Origin of the sequence: Effusibacillus pohliae DSM 22757 (assembly GCF_000376225.1) — a bacterium.
Taxonomy (GTDB): domain Bacteria; phylum Bacillota; class Bacilli; order Tumebacillales; family Effusibacillaceae; genus Effusibacillus; species Effusibacillus pohliae.
Genome location: NZ_AQXL01000088.1, coordinates 1 through 16,757, shown reverse-complemented (window position 1 = coordinate 16,757; position 16,757 = coordinate 1). Strand labels below are relative to the sequence as shown.

Genomic DNA, 16,757 nt, shown 5'->3' with positions numbered 1-16,757 from the left:
CATACCTCATGCTTTCCTCACTCCAGATGCTAAATTTCCAAACATCATGATAGGAAAAAGGAAGCATGAGGTAAATGTTGTTGAGTTTTATTTGTTGAAATCTGTTGATCATATTTTAGCGGTTACACTTACCCGGCCTCCACCCTTTGAGAGGTAGAACGAAGGAATGTAAGGACATCGACCCAGGGAGATACGATGTTCCGGATTTTTCTTTCGCGATTTGTATGAGTTCGCTATTGGTCAGCCCTTCGATATACAACAAGGCGACCGGTGTCTTGCTGAGGCACCCGATCGTATACATCTCGGCTTTCAGTTCGGATATGGGAAGCAGGTAGTGTAACCGCAATCTTCCGGAATATTCCCCTACAGTCACCGCAGGAGAAAGCGGACGAAGCGGGGAGTTTCGCCGGATTCCTGGAGTCCCCCATAGACGGCGGGTTCACTTCTGCTATAGCATTAAAGAAGCCGGCTGTTTTTTTGATTCCACCGAAAGGATGAGTCATCATGGATGCAACTTCTTTGCAGCCGCCGATGGTGCCGCGGTTAAAGGGATTTGTCATGGCGCTGGCGGGTGCCAGCCTGTGGGGGTTGTCGGGCACGGTTGCGCAATTGCTGTTTGAGCAGGAGGGGGTTCGCCCCGGATGGCTGGTCACCGTGCGGATGATTGTGTCGGGCGTGCTGCTGCTGATCCTCGGCTGCGCGCGTGGCAACGGACGCCAGGTGTGGTCTGTTTGGAGCCATCGAGAGGATCGGGTACAGCTGCTGATTTTCGGTATTATCGGGATGTTGGGCGTGCAATATACGTATTTTGCGGCGATTGAGACTGGGAACGCGGCTACTGCCACTCTCTTGCAATACCTCGGCCCGGCGTTTATCACCCTGTGGCTGGCGATCCGGTCGCGGCGGATGCCGGGCGTTTCGGAATTTCTGGCGTTGGGCCTGGCGCTGGTCGGCACATTTTTTCTGGTTACGAACGGGTCGCTAAACAAAATCTCGATCTCCGGTTCGGCGGTTGCCTGGGGACTGACTTCGGCGGTGACCGCCGCCTTTTATACATTATATCCGGTCGGTCTGCTGCAACGATGGGGAGCGCTGGTGATCGTCGGCTGGGGGATGGTGATCGGCGGCACCGGCCTGGCGCTGGTCAATCCGCCCTGGCAAATCGCGGGGCAGCACTGGTCGCTGCATTTCGGTTTGTTGGTCAGCTTTGTCATTGTCTTCGGGACGTTGATCCCCTTTTATCTCTTTCTCGACAGTTTGCGTTACATCAAACCTGCGGAAGCCAGCCTGTTGGCCAGTGCGGAGCCGTTGACAGCGGCGGCCGCGTCGGTCGTCTGGCTGAACGTTCCATTTGGCCTGGTGCAGGGAATCGGCGGGCTGTGCATCATCTCGACGGTGACGATGTTGTCGTTGCGCTCAAACGACCGTGAGAACGGTCCGACCAGCAGGACGATGGAAATGGAAGGGTAGCAGCGAAACGATCGATCGTCGGCTGCCTGCTGGGAGCGGCTCTTTTAGGGATTGTCTGACAAAACCCCCATTTGCCGGTTGGCATTTGGGTTTTTTTTTATGCTCGATCGGGTTGCATTTGGGCGTCAGAATTTTATAATTACAATTAAGTTTATATGTGATTGAAAGGAACTGGAATATTATGAAGAGTGGCGATTTGGACAAACGGATTCTGGAAAGCGAGGAACGCTTTCGGACTCTGGTTGAATGCGCACCCGATGCGATTCTGGTCGAGTCGGAAGGCAATCTCGTCTATCTCAACCCGGCCGGCGCCAAGCTGCTGGGTGCTGCCAGCCCGGAGCAACTGGCGGGGAAGCCGCTGGCCGATTTTGTTCATACGGACGGTCCCGCGCCTGTCAAGCAACAGATGCAGCAGGGCGAAGCGGCCGATTGGCCAACGGATCGATTTGAACAAAAATGGGTCCGGCTTGATCGGCAGGCGATTGATGTGGAAGTGAGAGCGATCCCGATCAACTGGTCGGGGAGGCCGGCCATGCAACTCGTGTGCAAAGATGTCACCGATCGCAAACGGGCGGAACAGGCGTTGCTGGAAAGCGAAACACGGTTGCGCTCCATAATTAACTGTTTTTCGGATTTTGTATATTTCAAGGACGGCGCGGGGCGCTGGCTGGAAGCGAATGACTTGGCGCTGCAGCTGTTTCAACTGGAAGGGGTTTCGTACAGCGGGAAAACGTCTGCCGAACTGGCCGGTTGCAGCGGTATGCATGAAAAATTTCTGCTGGAGTGCGATGGATCGGACGAACTGGCCTGGAAATCCGGCCGTCAGGTGGGGATGGAACGGCGGATCGTGCTGCCGGACGGGACATTGAAGCTGTTCGATGTGAGCAAGGTGCCGATTTTTCACACGAATGGCAGCCGCAATGGGCTGGTCGTGATCGGCCGGGACATCACGGAACACAAACGGACCGAGCGGATTTTGCAGGATAAAAGGGAACGCTACAAATCGCTGTTTGAACACAATCCCGACATTGTGTGCTCGTTTGACCTGGAAGGCAATTTTGTGAGCGTCAATCCGGCTGTGGAACACATCACCGGGTATCGACCGCAGGATCTGCTCGGCCGCACAGCCAAGATCGTGATCGTGCCGGAAGATTTTGCGCGGGCGAAGGAACATTTTGCGAAGGCGGCGCAAGGGGAACCGCAAAATTTCGAACTGGCAATTATACATAAAAACGGGAATTGCGTGGATTTGAACATCACATATGTGCCGATTGTGGTGCACGGAGATATTGTCGGGGTCTATGCAATCGCCAAAGATGTTACCGAGCGGAAGCGGGTAGAGAGAGCACTGACCGAAGCGGAAGCGATGTACCGGAGCCTTGTCGAGGAAGCGATGATCGGTGTCTACATTTATCAGGATGGCCGGTTTGTGTACGTGAATCCCCGGATGGCGGAAATTTTCGGGTATACGCAAGAGGAAATGTTGCAGATGGACGTGTTGGACCTATTCGCTCCGGAAGACCAGCCGCTTGTCGCACGAAATATCCGGCGGCGGATGTCCGGTGAAGTGCAAAGCCTTCGCTATCAGGTGCGCGCTGTCGGGAAGAACGGCACGCAGATCGATCTGGAAGTGCATGGGGCTTTGACGGTTTACAATGGACGGCCGGCGATCACCGGTACTTATCTGGACATCTCGGAACGTAAACAAACGGAGGAACTGTTGCGCGAATCGGACAAGCTGGCAGCGGTGGGGCAATTGGCGGCCGGCGTCGCTCACGAGATTCGCAATCCGTTGACCGCGCTCAAAGGATTTCTCCAGTTGTTGAAAACGAAAACGGATGCCAACCAGGACTATTTTGACATTATGTTATCGGAGTTGGAACGGATCAATTTAATCGTCAATGAATTTTTGGTGTTGGCAAAGCCGCAAGTGATTCATTTCGAGCCAAAAGATGTTCGCCTTTTGCTGCAAAATGTGATCGCCCTGCTCGATACGCAAGCGATTTTGAACAATGTCCAGATTTTTACCCAATTTGCCGACGACCTCCCGCTCGTCAACTGTGCCGAAAACCAACTGAAACAAGTGTTCATCAACATTCTGAAAAACGGAATTGAAGCGATGCCGGGCGGTGGCCATATCGAAATTCAAGTGAAACGGAGGGGACGTGACCAGATTTTGATCCGTTTCGCCGACCAAGGGTGCGGGATTCCGGAAGACCGGCTGTCAAAATTGGGAGAGCCTTTTTATACAACGAAAGAAAAAGGAACCGGACTGGGATTGATGGTCAGCCACAAAATTATCGAAGCGCACCGCGGAAAAATCAGCATCAACAGTCTAGTCGGCAAGGGGACCCGGGTCGATGTGATTTTGCCGGCTGCTGTTGGCGGTTCGCCGCGATAAATTTCCCCAGTCGATGATTTTGGCGAAAAATCAGGCTTAATCATCTGCGACTATCGGCCGATACAAAATGATGGACCTGTCCACAGTCGGTCCGGCACCAAAAAAGAAGCTGCAGAAGGAGACGTCATATGAGATTGAGACTGAACATCAAAATGAACATCAAAAAACGGCTGATCGTTTCGTTTGCTGCCATTTTGCTGATCCCTGGCACAGTGATCGGTTGGATCTCGTTTGAGACGGCGAAAAGTAAAGTCGATCAACAGATGTCGCAAGCTGCCAATCAAAGCGTGCAGTTGGTCGACCAAACCATCAACAAATTCCTCGAACCGGAAATCAGGGACGTGGACTTCCTGTCGCAACGTTTCAAAGTGGATCAGTTCCAGGGACAGGACAGCCCACTGGTGCGGGAAGTGCTCGACCAGTTTCAGGCGTTGCATCCGGAAATCCAGACAACATATGTGGGAACGGATACCGGATTGATGATCATGTCGCCCAATCAGAAACTGCCGGACGGGTATGATCCCCGCAAACGCCCCTGGTACCAGCAGGCGATGGAGCAGAAAGGGAAAGTGGTGATCACGGAGCCATATGTCGACGCGATCACGGGCGATGTGGTGGTAACGTTTGCCAAGACACTGAAAGACGGTTCTGGTGTGGTTGCACTTGATCTGAAATTGAACAACCTGGCGGAAATCGTCAAGCCGCTCAAAATCGGCCAGGAAGGCTATGCGTTCATCCTGTCGAAAGAAGCGAAATTTTTGATTCACCCGACAGCAAAACCCGGCACTGACGCTCAGGGGGATCAGCGGCAGATCATGTACAGTAAGGATGCGGGAGAATTTCAATATCAGTACGAAGGTGAACTGAAAAAAATGGTGTTTGCCACCAACAAACTGACCGGTTGGAAAATTGCCGGCACGTGGTACGTGAAAGAAGTCAACCAGGAAGCGGCCCCGATTTTTAACCGGATGCTGCTTGTGGTGGCCATTTCCACGCTGATCGGGGCGTTGCTCGTCTATCTGATCATTCGTTCTGTGACGCAGCCGCTGAAAAAACTGATCGAGGCGTCCGACCGGATCAGTCAGGGTGATTTGACACGGCGGATTGAGGTCCGATCCAAAGACGAACTGGGGCAGCTTGGAGAGAGCTTTAATAAGATGGCCGATTCCCTGCGAAGCGTGTTGACGGAAGTCGGGGAAACCGCCATCCAGCTGGCCGCTTCATCGGAAGAATTGACGGCAAGCGCTGAACAGACCAGCAAAGCGACCGAGCAGATCGCTTCCACGATTCAGGAAGTCGCGCTTGGCACCGAGCAGCAGGTGCACCATGTAAAAGAAAGCGCAAAAGCGGTCAATGAAATGTCAGCCGGCGTGCGCCAGATCGCCACCAACGCGCAAAACGTTTCGGCCACCGCGATGCGGGCATCGGAAATATCGGCGGAAGGCGGCCAGGCGATCCAGACGGCTGTCCGGCAAATGAACTCCATCCACCTGACGGTCAACGGATTGGCCCAGTCGGTCAAGGAATTGGGCAATCGCTCACAGGAAATTGGAAAAATTGTTGAAGTCATCACAGGCATTGCGGAACAGACGAATCTGTTGGCGCTCAACGCGGCTATCGAAGCGGCGCGTGCCGGCGAGCATGGACGGGGATTTGCGGTGGTTGCGGATGAAGTGCGGAAACTGGCGGAACAGTCTGCCCAATCGGCCCAACAGATCGGCGAACTGATTCAGACGATCCAGGCGGAAACGGACAAAGCGGTGCAGTCGATGGAAACAGCCACCCAGGCAGTGGCAGCGGGCATCGGCGTGGTCGATCAGGCGGGCCGCTCGTTCGACGAGATTCAGCGTGCTGTGAACGAAGTAGCGGAACAGATTCAGGAGGGCTCGGCTGCCGCCCAGCAAATTTCCGCCGGTACAGGCCAAGTGGTGCAAGCGATTGAAACCATTTCGGAAGTGACGGAGACGACAGCCGCCGGGACACAAAATGTCTCAGCAGCGGCGGAAGAGCAATTGGCCTCGATGCAGGAAATCACAGCATCTGCCGCTACATTGGCAAAAATGGCGGAAGAATTGCAGTCGCTGGTGCAGACATTTAAGGTGTGAACGCGATTAGCTGTGTAAAACATTGGGACCGGTTCCCTGCAAGTGGGGGGAACCGGTTTTTGTACTGTCAGAGCAGTTCGGACAGGTAGACAAAAAATTGCTGGATGAGCAAAAATGGTGTGAGGGCAACGGCAAGGATCGCAAGCACAAGGCCAGTCAGAAAAGCGAGCAGGTTCTTCATGTGGATCCCAGCCTTTCTACTGATGATTCGCTGTTTTACATACTTACGCAGCCAACGCCTGTCAGTATGCGGATGCCTCAAAGAAAAAAAGCCGGGCTCCTGCTGAAATCCGGCTTCAGTTCAACAGGTGCGTCCATCTGACATGATTTGTCTGTCGTTGACAAGCAAGGTACAATGGGATGGGGAATGAAAATACAAGGGAATTTGCGAATCGTTCGGGAGGAGTTGGCAATGACAACTGTCCATCTGCAAAAGGTTGAAGCCAAGCGGCACGAATTGCTGAAGCATCCGGTGTACCGGCAAGTTAATTCATTGCAGCGGATTCGCATTTTTATGGAGCACCACGTGTTTGCCGTGTGGGATTTCATGTGTCTGCTCAAACGTTTGCAGCAGCAGTTAACCTGTGTCGATGTGGCGTGGGTGCCGGGGAAAGAGCCCCGGTTTGCCCGTTTGGTCAACGAGATTGTATTGGGTGAAGAATCGGATGAAGACGGTCGGGGAGGGTATGCCAGTCATTTTCAATTGTATTGCGAGGCGATGGCGGAATGCGGCGCCGACCTGACGGCGATTGAGCGGTTTATTGTTTCGTTGCAAAGCGGAACGGATCCCTTTGAAGCGGTGCATCAAGCGAAGATTCCGCAGACAGTCCGGGAGTTTGTGGCGCATAACTTGCAAATCGCTTTCCGCGCCGCACCGCATGAAGTGGCTGCGGCATTTTTCTTCGGAAGGGAGGATATTATTCCCGACATGTTCCAAAAGCTGGTGCCCATGTTGGAACAGCATGGTTTGCCGACCGAGAGATTCGTCTACTATTTGAAACGCCATATCGAACTGGACGGAGACCAACACGGCCCCCTGGCGGAACAGTTGCTGGTATATCTGTGCGGCAATGATTCGAAGCGTTGGGCGGAAGCGGAACGGGTGGCGATTCGTTCCCTTGCGATGCGCATTCGCTTATGGGACGGAGTGTTGGCTGCATTTTCAAAGACAGCGGCTGTCTCCGAGCCGTGAGCTTTTAGAATAGCAGTTTACATGGACATTGCAGTTCCGCCTGTTTGTTCGTAAAACCTCATTTGCCAGTCGGCATATGGGGTTTTTTATACTCAGACAGAAACATCCCATCAGTGGCCATCAACGGAGGATCGGGTGCCACAAGGACACCGCAGAATTTGCATAGGAGTAAGCATGCGGAAGAATTGCAGGTGTTGGTGCAAAAAAGTTTAAAGTATAGCCTGATTGTGCATTCGGGGAGGGCACACTTGGCAGGGAATGAGTATGATACAGTAGCCAGGAGATGAAAAATCGGAAAGAAGGGGTCGCGATGGCGAAAATATACGAATTCACCCCGCGTGAACCGAACAACGTGGTGAAGTTGCTTGAAGATATCCTGTCGATGGCAAAGGCCGGCAAACTGGAAAATCTGACGCTGGCCGCCCGCTTGAACGACGGCGATGTGATGACCGCTTTTGCCAACATCGATTATGCGGAACGGCTTTCCCTGATCGGGCATCTCCAGTTTCATATCACGCAAAAAATTGTGGAAGATCTGTTGGACCGGTGACGACTCTTTCAAAAACCAGATACTGTTGCCGCGCGGCAGATCTGCTATAATACTAGCGAAGACTGGCTGCGAGGAGGGCAACCGCATGTTCCTGAAACTGTCGTTTACCGAACTAAACTGGATCAGCCATCTGATCGCGCTGGCCGGGGTGCTGTTGTTGTGCTGGCCAACGTTTTGGTACTCCAAATTGGCTCGCAAGTTTGCAACCCATCGAAAAATCGACCCGGCATCCGTGCGGGCGGTGCGTGTGTTTGACAGCGGTACGGCTTGGGAATTAACGCCGGCCGAAATCCGGCAACTGGTAGAATGGTTCAACGAGGCCGCCTTCATTCAGAAACGGGAGTACGAAATTCCGCGGGCAGGCCAGGAAGGCGTCGCCATCGAGTTGAGTTCCGGGGAAGAGATTCTGATCGTTTCGCGGGACGGGGATTTTGACGTGGTTCGCCGGCGGCCGGGCAATCCGGACGTCACCTACTGGGCGCGCCATCCGGAACTGGGCCATTTTCTTGCGGAACGGTCCGCCAAGTTGCCGCTGCGCACATATTCCGAGCCGATCAGGGGATAAAAATAATAGCTGGAGGTATTGCCGTTTTTTCTCGGTTCGAATATAATGAATTGAGAATGGAATCATTCTAAGTCAGGAGACGAGCCATTCCTGACTTCTTTGATGCCCATATTCCTGACTAATTTACTCAGGAATTGCAATGCCTCGAAGGAGGTGGATGGGGTGAAACTGTCTGCCCGTGGCCATTATGGACTGATTGCCATGGCGTATCTGGCGCAACGGGAAAATGAGGGGCCGATTCCGATCAAGACGATCGCGGTCGCGGAACAGATCCCCGACCAGTTTCTCGAGCAGATTTTGTTCACGATGCGGAAAGCGGGGCTGGTCACGAGCGTTCGGGGGCCGCGCGGCGGGTATAGGTTATCACGTCCATCTGATCAGATTACGGCAGGCGAGGTCATCAAGGCGCTGGAAGGGCCGATCGCTCCGGTCGAATGCCTGAACACCGACGAAACCGAGGAATGTTGCCGCAAGACGGACACTTGCACGACGCGGTTTGTCTGGGAAAAACTGCGCGATACGATGGTCGCCGTGCTGGACAACATCACGCTTCGAGAGATTGCCGAACGAGGGAGTCCCTTGTTTGAACTGGAAAGCAAATAGAAACAATACTTACAGTACTTTCAGTGGAGCCGAAGACTCAGGGGGTAAAGAGGATGGCGGATTTGACAGTAAAAGACCTGCATGTCAACGTGGCGGGCAAGGAAGTTTTGAAAGGGTTGAACCTGACGGTAAAAGGCGGCGAGGTGCACGCGATCATGGGGCCGAACGGAACGGGGAAAACCACCCTCTCGATGACGTTGGCCGGTCATCCGCGTTATGAAGTGACGAAGGGCGAAGTGACGCTGGACGGGAAAAATCTGCTGGAGATGGAAGTGGATGAGCGGGCCCGCGAAGGTCTGTTCCTGGCGTTCCAGTATCCGGCCGAGATTCCGGGCGTACCGGTCAAGAACTTCCTGCGGCAAGCCTACAACGCGGTCAAAGGAACCGAGATGGAAGTGTTCGAGTTCTATTCGATCATGCAAGAGAAGATGGAAATGATGAAAATGGACATGTCGTTTGCCAACCGGAACCTGAACGAAGGGTTCTCCGGTGGCGAGAAGAAGCGGCATGAGATTCTGCAGATGGCGCTGCTCGAACCGAAGATCGCGATCCTCGACGAAACCGACTCGGGTCTCGATATCGACGCGCTGAAAATCGTTGCCGAAGGGGTCAACCGGTTGCGCGGACCGGAACTGGGCGTTTTGATCATCACCCACTACCACCGGCTGCTGGAATACATCAAGCCTGACTATGTGCACGTGATGATGGACGGGCGGATCGTTCGTTCCGGCGGTTCTGAATTGGCGCTTGAACTGGAAGAAAAAGGGTACGACTGGATTCGCAGCCAAGTGTCTGTCGGTGGGGAGGTATAACGGATGGCGAAAGTGATCAGTGCCGCGATCGAGCCGACCGCGCGTGAGTTGGCGGACCGTTTTCAGGAACCGGCATGGGCCAGGGAACTTCGTCTGCAGGCGGCGGAAGCGTACGAACTGCTCGACCTGCCGAAGCAGGACGAGGGCTGGCGCAACCTGCGGCTGAAAGAGGTGCCGCTCGATTCGATCATCCCCGTCGTCGACAGACGGGAAACGCCGCAAGCGATTCGCGGCCGGATCGACGAACATACGGCCGGTGTGGTTGTCCATTATCACAGCGACGTGACGGAAGTTCGCCTGCATCCCGATTTGCAGGCAAAAGGCGTAATCCTGACCAGCCTGCAGGACGCGATCGCCAACCATCCCGAGAAAGTCGAACCATACCTTGGCAAACTCTACAATCTGAAAGAAAGCAAGTTTGCCGCCTTGCATTATGCGCTGCGGACGGGAGGAGCGTTTCTCTACCTTCCGAAACATGTAGTGATCGACTCGCCGATTCAACTGTTTACTTATGCGGATACGGCAGATGTCGGCTTGTTCAACCACACATTGGTGGTGGCAGAATCCCATTCGCAGGTCACGATTCTCGAATACTCGTTGTCCGATCTGCAAGGCGGATTCAACATCCACAGCGCCGCGGTTGAGATTTTTGCCCATGACGGCGCGAAAGTGAACTATGTCGCCCTGCAGAATTTTGACGAAGGCACCTACAGCTTCAACCCCCGCCGGGCGCAGGTCAACCGCGATGCGAAAGTCAAATGGGTCGCGAGCGAATTGGGCGGCAAAATCGCCCGTTCCGAAAACACTTCCTACCTGGAAGGAGACGGCGGGAATTCGGAAGCGGTCGTGGTATTCTTCGGTTCCGGCGAGCAGTCGCTGGACGTGTCGGCTTCGATGATTCACCGCGGACGGAACAGCACGTCGAACATCGTTGCCAAAGGCGTGATGAACGACAAGGCGAAAACGATCTGGCGCGGCCTCGGGCACATCCAGAACGGTTCGAAAGGTTCGGCCACCTATCAGCGGGAAAACAGCTTGATCCTGTCGCAGGACGCGAAGGGTGACGCGATTCCGGGACTGTTGATCGAAGAGACGGATGTAGCCGGTGCGGGCCACGCGGCGACGGTCGGCCGCATCGACGAAGCGCATCTGTTCTATCTGCAAAGCCGCGGGATCCCGTTGAAGCAAGCGCAGAAAATGATCGTCGAGGGATTCTTCGGCTCCATTCTCGAACAGATTCCGTTGGAAACGGTTCGGCAAGAGGTCCGATCCCTGGTTGACCGAAAGTTGGGGTGGTAACCCGTGTTTGACGTAAAACAGATCAAGCAGGATTTTTCCGTGTTGCAGCAGGAGGTGAACGGCAAACCGATCGCCTACCTGGATTCGGCTGCCAGCTCGCAGATTCCTCGGCAAGTCGTCGATGCTATGTCTCAGTATTATGCAACCAGCCACGCGAACGTTCATCGCGGTGTGCACACACTGGGGGAAAGAGCCACGTCCGCCTATGAAGGCGCGCGGGAAAAAGTCGCCCGCTTCATCAACGCGCCCCTGCCGCAGAATATCGTGTTCACACGCGGGACGACGGAAGCAATCAACCTGGTTGCCTACGCGTACGGCTTGCACAAACTGCAGCCGGGTGACGGCATTGTCGTGACGCTGTTGGAGCATCACTCGAACCTGGTGCCCTGGCAGCAAATTGCCAAACTGAAAAACGCGAACCTGTACATGGTCGAACTGACCGACGAGGGTCAGCTTGACATGGATCAATATCGTTCCTTCCTCAAACAAGGAAACATTAAAATCGTGGCGGTCACGCACGCATCGAACGTATTGGGAACGATCACGCCGATCAAGGACATCATCCGGGAAGCGCATGCGGCCGGAGCTGTGGTCGTAGTCGACGCCGCGCAAAGCGTGCCGCACATGAAAATCGACGTGCAGGAGCTCGATGCGGATTTTCTTGCCGCATCCGGCCACAAGATGCTGGGGCCGACCGGTATCGGATTTTTGTACGGCAAAGGGGAATTGCTCGACTCGATGGAGCCGTTCCAGTTGGGCGGCAGCATGATCGGACTGGTCCAGTATTATGAATCCCAATGGGCGGAGGTGCCGGCCCGCTTTGAGGCGGGTACCCCCAACATCGTCGGCGCCGTTGGGCTGGCTGCCGCGATCGACTACCTGACGGCGCTCGGCATGGACAACGTGCAAAAGCACGAACAGCAATTGCTCGCCTATGCGTGGGACCGTCTGTCGCAGGTCGAGGGCGTTGAGATGTACGGCCCGCGCGAGCCGCGCACAGGCTTGATCGCTTTTAACGTGGGCGACACGCATCCGCACGATGTGTCGACCGTCCTGGATGCGGAAGGCGTCGCGGTGCGGGCGGGGCATCACTGCGCACAGCCGCTGCACAAATGGTTGAGGGTGGCGGCGACCAACCGGGCCAGTTTTTATATTTACAACGATGAGCAAGATATTGAGCGCCTTGTGTCGTCCCTCCAGAAAGTGAAGGAGATGTTTGGCTATGTCACTCGATAGTCTGTACCAAGATGTGATTCTCGATCACTACAAGCGCCCCCGCAACGTCGGGAAGATTGAAGACTACGACATCGGCATGGAGCTGGCCAATCCGACCTGCGGGGATGTGATCGGAATCCATCTCAAGCTGGATGAACAAGGAAAAGTGGCAGACGCCAAATTCCACGGACACGGCTGTTCGATCAGCCAGTCCAGCGCTTCCATGCTGACGGTCAAGCTGAAGGGCAAGACAATTGAGGAGACCCGGCAACTGATTGCCCGTTTTTATGATATGATGAAGGGAGTCGAGGGAAACTACAAAGACCTCGGTGAATTGCAAGCGCTGCAGGGGGTTTCCAAATATCCCGTGCGCATCAAGTGCGCGACGTTGGCTTGGAAAGCACTCGAACAAGGTTTGGACAAAAAGGAGGGAGTGCAAAATGGCTAAATCGAAAGAGGAAATCATGCAGACGAACGATCCGTTGAACATCATTTCCGATTATAAATACGGTTTTGCCGATCCGGAGAACTACGTGTACAAGGCGGAAAAGGGCCTCACGCGCGAGATCGTCAAAAAGATCTCGGAGATGAAAAACGAGCCGGGCTGGATGACCGACTTCCGCCTGAAGAGTTATGACATTTTTGCCAAAATGCCGATGCCCTGGTGGACGAAGGATCTGGACGATCTCGACTTTGACGATATCCACTACTACGTCCGGCCGACCGACAAGGCGGTGAAAAGCTGGGAGGATGTGCCGGACACGGTCAAGCAGACGTTTGACAAACTGGGGATTCCGGAAGCGGAGCGCAACTTCCTCGCAGGGGTCACCGCCCAGTACGAGTCGGAAGTGGTGTACCACAACATGCGCAAGGATCTGGAAGAACTCGGCGTGATTTTCACCGATATGGACACCGCGGTGCGCGAACATCCGGAACTGGTGAAAAAATATTTCAGCACCGTGATCCCGCCGTCCGACAACAAGTTTGCTGCGCTCAACTCGGCTGTCTGGTCCGGCGGTTCGTTCATCTGGGTGCCGAAAGGCGTGCATGTGGAAATTCCGCTGCAAGCGTACTTCCGGATCAACACGAAAAATGCCGGCCAGTTCGAACGGACGCTGATCATCGCGGAAGAAGGCTCGTTCGTTCACTATGTGGAAGGGTGCTCCGCGCCGAAATATTCGTCCGACTCGCTGCACTCGGCGGTGGTGGAAATCGTCTGCCTGCCGAACTCCCGCGTCCGCTACACGACCATCCAAAACTGGTCGCCGAACGTCTACAACCTGGTGACCAAACGGGCGGTAGCGCATGAAAATGCGGTCATGGAGTGGATCGACGGCAACATCGGTTCCAAGCTGACGATGAAATATCCGGCCGTCATCCTGAAAGGCGAAGGCGCCCGCGCGGAAATTACATCGATCGCGTTCGCCGGCAAGGATCAGCACCAGGACGCGGGAACGAAAGTGTTCCACCTGGCGCCGAACACGTCGAGCACGATTATCTCCAAATCGATTTCCAAAGGCGGTGGCAAAACCACTTACCGAGGTTGGGTGAAGGTGGCCGAGAACGCGCACGGCGCCAAGGTGAACGTGAAGTGTGACGCGTTGATGTTCGATGAGGGCTCGGTCTCCGACACCGTGCCGTTTATGGAGATCAACAACGAGAATGTATCGATCGAGCACGAAGCGACCGTCTCGAAAGTGTCGGAAGACATGCTCTTCTACCTGATGAGCCGCGGCCTGTCGGAAGAACAGGCAACCAGCCTGATCGTCTCCGGCTTTATCGAGCCGTTCTCGAAAGCTCTGCCGATGGAGTACGCGGTCGAGCTAAACCGGCTCATCGAGCTCGAGATGGAGGGGTCTGTAGGGTAATTCGGGTACTTGGAAAAATGTCGGGAAAGAGGCCGTTTGGCCTCTTTTTTTCGTTACAAAAAACGGTTGCACCTGACGTTACGTCAGGCGCAACAAAGCGTGAGCGTGGAGCAATTATTACAAGCCATAGAGGTGATTGTAGTGTCGGAACAAATGGAAACTCTCAAGCAACAGGGAGAGCGGTTGGGAGAAGAAAAGATCCGCCAGGTGGAACAAGAGTGGCCGGAATTGATCACGAAAGTCCGCGCGGAAATGGAGAAAGGCACGCCTTTGAATTCCCTACTGCTCTTTCATTTGCTCCCGGTTGATCCGCTCGGCCGACTTGTAGGCGTCCACCATGCCCCAGATCCATAACACCGGAGTTGTGATAAACCCGATCAGGACGATCATTAACAGAATCGAGACGAAATAGGAGATGATGAACGCGATGCCTTTCCCGATCTGCCCATTGTAGATTTGACCCAATCCCGCGTAGAAGAAGGACAACACAGCAGCCAGTCCCGGATTTTTCATAGGCGCCCCCTCGGCAGAAAGTAAATGTCGTTTTTTTATACCATATCGGGAAAGCTTATCCGTTATTCCTTCCGTTGTATGGTACAATATCCCCGAGGTGATTAAGTTGATCGATCCGGTTGCATTTACGTTAGGGCCAATTCAGGTGCATTGGTACGGCATTATCATGACGAGTGCGTTTGTGATCGGCGTGCTGTTGGCGGAGCGTCATGCCAAGAAATTCGGCATCGACCCCGAGCACATTCTGAACATGGCGATGTACATCATTCCTTTGGCGATCGTCGGGGCCCGGGCGTACTATGTGATTTTCGAGTGGGACCACTACCGGCACAATTTGGCCGAAGCGTTGGCCATCTGGCACGGCGGATTGGCGATTCACGGCGGTTTGATCGGCGGCTTTCTGGGAGGATTGTGGTATGTGCGCAGGTACAATCTGCCGTTTCTGTCGTTCGGGGACATTCTGATGCCGAGCGTCATTCTCGGACAGGCGATCGGCCGCTGGGGCAATTTTATCAACCAGGAGGCGCATGGCGGGGAAGTGTCGGAGGAGTTCATCAATCACTTCCCGGCGTTTATCAAACGACAGATGTTCATCGACGGCCACTTTTACCATCCGACTTTTTTATACGAGTCGCTGTGGGATCTGTGCGTATTTTTCATCCTGTTGGCGATCCTGCACCGGTTCAGGAAATTTGACGGCCAGGTGCTGTTTTCCTACATGGTCCTCTATTCGATCGGGCGGTTTTTCATTGAAGGTATGCGCACCGACAGCCTGATGCTGGGGCCGCTGCGGGCGGCACAGCTGGTGAGCCTGACGCTGATCGCAGCCGGCAGCGGCTTGCTGATCTGGGCCTGGCGGCGAAACAAACAGCAAATTGGCAACCAGACTTCGGCGTAATGCCGGAGTTATTTTTTTTGATCATGGACGATCAACTCGGCGTTGCCTGCACGGACGCAGGCGGTTTTAGCCGAGTTTCCTTTGCTGGACGCGGTCCGTCTGGTATATAATGGAACCAACAAACTGGGAGGAGTGAGCGAAAAATGCGGACAGCTCATTTGTCCGCCCCGGTCGGAAACCGGGATCGTACAAGGGGGCCGCTGGCTGGACAGGCGATCAGCCCGATGTGTTATTATGGGGGCAGAGGAACAGCCATCCGGTACCGGTTGGGCATATTGGACGCAAGGGGAACGTGTTGCAGGATGAAATGACCTTTTTGCTTCAGGAGATCCATGGGTTTCGTACAGAATTTCGTCAAGTCGTTGATCTGCCGCCATTTTATAAAGAGGAGAGGGTCGAAGTGGACAACGCGGATACAATCATGCAGCGCCTGGATGAGATGACGAAGCAATTCATTGTGGAGTTTCAAAAGCTTGGCAACCGTATGGATCGGTTGGAAAGCCGTATGGATCGGTTGGAAAATCGCGTGGATACAGAATTTTCCGGAGTCAATGAGCGGCTGGACCGGATGCAAAGTCAGATGAACACACTTGAACGACATGTTTACGACCTGAACACGATGGTAAGGACACTGGCGAAACAGTACGGCGATCTGCATCTGGATGTTGCCGTCCTGCGCCAGCGTGTCTAGGGAATTGAAACGCAACTGTGGGTAACGGTTGGACGCGATGTCACGCAAATTGCATGTAAAGCCAAATTAGCCGTTACCAAACGGCTCACCGCCAGCTTCAATCAGCTACAATAAAATTACAATCGCATAGCCTGCAAAAGGGAGTAGCTATTCACAACAAAGTCGTCATTTCGGGATTGCGGTGAACCGATCTCCGGCTTTGTTGGCAGCGTTACGTTGTTAGCAAGACCTTTGCCTGTGTGGTAAAGGTCTTATTTTGTTGCGAGCGACCTTTGCCACATTTGGCGGAGGTCGCTTTTGTTGTACGCCCAGCATGGGCGTCATCTCTAGGGTGAGAGTCCCGAACGGGGGCTGGCGAGCGCCTACCGTAGCCAAGGGCAAGGGTGTCCGTCGCGAGGCGGAATCTGAAGGAAGCCGGAGGCAAACGCACGGCTTGAGGTACACGAACCCAATTTGAGGCCGTTACAGTCGGATGAGTTGCCTACACACAACGAAATCCAAAGCCGCCAAGGGCTGTAACGGTAGACTTGGGCAAGCGCGGGCGGAAAGATGACGCTCTTATCTGGGGAGGCCTG

16 protein-coding genes are annotated in these 16,757 nt (G+C 54.3%); 15 read left to right on the top strand and 1 reads right to left on the bottom strand.

Going from position 1 to position 16,757, the window contains the following annotated elements:
• Window positions 1–504 precede the first annotated feature (504 nt).
• From C230_RS0102885 to sufB, 13 genes are all read left to right on the top strand, one after another.
• Window positions 505–1,470, top strand: a complete 966-nt coding sequence (locus C230_RS0102885) for an EamA family transporter (protein ID WP_018130548.1) — start codon at window positions 505–507, stop codon at window positions 1,468–1,470.
• A gap of 181 nt (window positions 1,471–1,651) precedes the next feature.
• Window positions 1,652–3,871 (top strand): PAS domain S-box protein, encoded by a 2,220-nt coding sequence (locus tag C230_RS19220; RefSeq protein WP_018130547.1) that lies wholly within the window; start codon window positions 1,652–1,654, stop codon window positions 3,869–3,871.
• A 128-nt stretch (window positions 3,872–3,999) separates the two neighbouring features.
• Window positions 4,000–5,976: a methyl-accepting chemotaxis protein gene (locus C230_RS0102875; RefSeq protein WP_018130546.1), complete on the top strand. Its 1,977-nt coding sequence runs from the start codon at window positions 4,000–4,002 to the stop codon at window positions 5,974–5,976.
• Between the two features lie 97 nt (window positions 5,977–6,073).
• Window positions 6,074–6,298 (top strand): hypothetical protein, encoded by a 225-nt coding sequence (locus tag C230_RS22290; protein WP_156807326.1) that lies wholly within the window; start codon window positions 6,074–6,076, stop codon window positions 6,296–6,298.
• 90 nt (window positions 6,299–6,388) lie between these two features.
• Window positions 6,389–7,168, top strand: coding sequence for a DUF3050 domain-containing protein (locus C230_RS0102865; protein ID WP_018130544.1), 780 nt, complete (start codon window positions 6,389–6,391; stop codon window positions 7,166–7,168).
• A 310-nt stretch (window positions 7,169–7,478) separates the two neighbouring features.
• A complete protein-coding gene (locus C230_RS0102860) occupies window positions 7,479–7,718 on the top strand; it encodes a hypothetical protein (protein ID WP_018130543.1) in 240 nt (79 codons plus the stop codon).
• 85 nt (window positions 7,719–7,803) lie between these two features.
• A complete protein-coding gene (locus C230_RS0102855; RefSeq protein ID WP_018130542.1) occupies window positions 7,804–8,283 on the top strand; it encodes a hypothetical protein in 480 nt (159 codons plus the stop codon).
• A gap of 162 nt (window positions 8,284–8,445) precedes the next feature.
• On the top strand, window positions 8,446–8,886 hold the full coding sequence (locus C230_RS0102850) for an RrF2 family transcriptional regulator (protein WP_018130541.1): 441 nt from the start codon (window positions 8,446–8,448) through the stop codon (window positions 8,884–8,886).
• A 53-nt stretch (window positions 8,887–8,939) separates the two neighbouring features.
• Window positions 8,940–9,698 carry a Fe-S cluster assembly ATPase SufC gene (gene sufC / locus C230_RS0102845; protein WP_018130540.1) on the top strand — a complete coding sequence of 253 codons (759 nt, stop codon included), beginning with the start codon at window positions 8,940–8,942 and terminating at the stop codon, window positions 9,696–9,698.
• Between the two features lie 3 nt (window positions 9,699–9,701).
• Window positions 9,702–10,997: a Fe-S cluster assembly protein SufD gene (gene sufD / locus C230_RS0102840; RefSeq protein ID WP_018130539.1), complete on the top strand. Its 1,296-nt coding sequence runs from the start codon at window positions 9,702–9,704 to the stop codon at window positions 10,995–10,997.
• A 3-nt stretch (window positions 10,998–11,000) separates the two neighbouring features.
• Complete coding sequence (locus C230_RS0102835) at window positions 11,001–12,233, top strand: cysteine desulfurase (protein WP_018130538.1); 1,233 nt, start codon at window positions 11,001–11,003, stop codon at window positions 12,231–12,233.
• A complete protein-coding gene (gene sufU / locus C230_RS0102830) occupies window positions 12,220–12,660 on the top strand; it encodes a Fe-S cluster assembly sulfur transfer protein SufU (protein WP_018130537.1) in 441 nt (146 codons plus the stop codon). The genes C230_RS0102835 and sufU overlap by 14 nt, the downstream gene beginning before the upstream one ends.
• Window positions 12,653–14,080, top strand: a complete 1,428-nt coding sequence (gene sufB / locus C230_RS0102825; protein ID WP_018130536.1) for a Fe-S cluster assembly protein SufB — start codon at window positions 12,653–12,655, stop codon at window positions 14,078–14,080. The genes sufU and sufB overlap by 8 nt, the downstream gene beginning before the upstream one ends.
• Window positions 14,081–14,359: 279 nt before the next feature.
• Here the strand turns inward: sufB and C230_RS0102820 are convergent, their stop codons facing one another.
• Window positions 14,360–14,593 carry a hypothetical protein gene (locus C230_RS0102820; RefSeq protein WP_018130535.1) on the bottom strand — a complete coding sequence of 78 codons (234 nt, stop codon included), beginning with the start codon at window positions 14,591–14,593 and terminating at the stop codon, window positions 14,360–14,362.
• 106 nt (window positions 14,594–14,699) lie between these two features.
• Here C230_RS0102820 and lgt point away from each other — a divergent pair, with 106 nt between their 5' ends.
• On the top strand, window positions 14,700–15,491 hold the full coding sequence (gene lgt / locus C230_RS0102815; protein WP_018130534.1) for a prolipoprotein diacylglyceryl transferase: 792 nt from the start codon (window positions 14,700–14,702) through the stop codon (window positions 15,489–15,491).
• A 400-nt stretch (window positions 15,492–15,891) separates the two neighbouring features.
• Entirely contained in the window at window positions 15,892–16,182 is a 291-nt protein-coding gene (locus C230_RS0102810; RefSeq protein ID WP_156807325.1) for a hypothetical protein, read from the top strand.
• The last annotated feature ends 575 nt before the right edge of the window (window positions 16,183–16,757 follow it).